Here is a 943-nt window from a genome sequence, read left to right as displayed (position 1 = left end):
GAAAACGACGAAAATATGAGACGAAAGAAAGTTACAAATGGCAACGTTCGTCCGAAGAAATGAATAATCGATTTTCAGGTGTGATGGAAAAAATCATCACCGTTTGTGACCGTGAATCCGACATATTTGAGTATATTGACTACAAAACAACACATAACCAGCGCTTTGTAGTGAGAGCAAAGCATGAACGAGCAGTTAATGCCAAAGGTGAAAAGCTAACTCCCTACATTGAGAGTCAATCCAGTATAGTCTCATACTCAGTTCATATACACCAAAAGGGTGGTCGAAAAGCGCGGGTTGCAAAAGTAGCCGTTCGCTTTGCGAGTATCACGCTTTATCCGCCTAAAAAACACAAAAAACTTGGAGGCAAAAGTTTATTTGTAATCAGCTGCAATGAAATAAACCCACCAAATGGCACAAGTCCATTATCGTGGAAGTTGTACACAAGTGAGCCAGTAAACAATGCATATGATGCATTGAGTATAGTCCGATTTTACGAACTAAGATGGCGCGTCGAAGAGTTTCATAAAGCATGGAAATCAGCAGGTACACAAGTTGAGTCATTTCGCATGCAGACGCGCAATAATCTCGAAAAAATCATTGTGATTACAGCGTTCATTGCAGTGAGGCTTCTCCAACTAAGAGAGCTTATTGGAGACAGAGATAAAGCAAAGTCAACAAGTTGCGAACAATATTTCAGCGCTCTTGAATGGAAAATATTATGGGCAAAGGCAGAAAATAAAAAGGTACCAACAAGGCCTCCTTCACTCCATTGGGCGTATTATGCGCTTGCCAAACTAGGTGGGTGGTACGATAGCAAACGAACCGGAATTGTTGGCTGGGATTCCTTATACAAGGGTTGGTTTTCGTTAACCCAAATGCTTGATGGGGCTGTTTTTATGCAATCTCAACTAAATGAGATGTGATCAAGAGACAGCTGTCA

1 protein-coding gene is annotated in these 943 nt (G+C 41.1%); it reads left to right on the top strand.

Annotation, left to right across the window (positions count from 1 at the left end; genetic code table 11):
- On the top strand, positions 1-926 hold a 926-nt coding region (locus ACFOHL_RS17520), incomplete at its 5' end, for an IS4 family transposase (RefSeq protein ID WP_376921542.1).
- Positions 927-943: the final 17 nt, after the last annotated feature.

It is taken from the genome of Agaribacter flavus (genome assembly GCF_042646125.1).
Lineage (GTDB): Bacteria > Pseudomonadota > Gammaproteobacteria > Enterobacterales > Alteromonadaceae > Glaciecola > Glaciecola flavus.
Note: the sequence above shows the minus strand (reverse complement) of the source record. Positions and strands in the feature narration are given on the sequence as shown.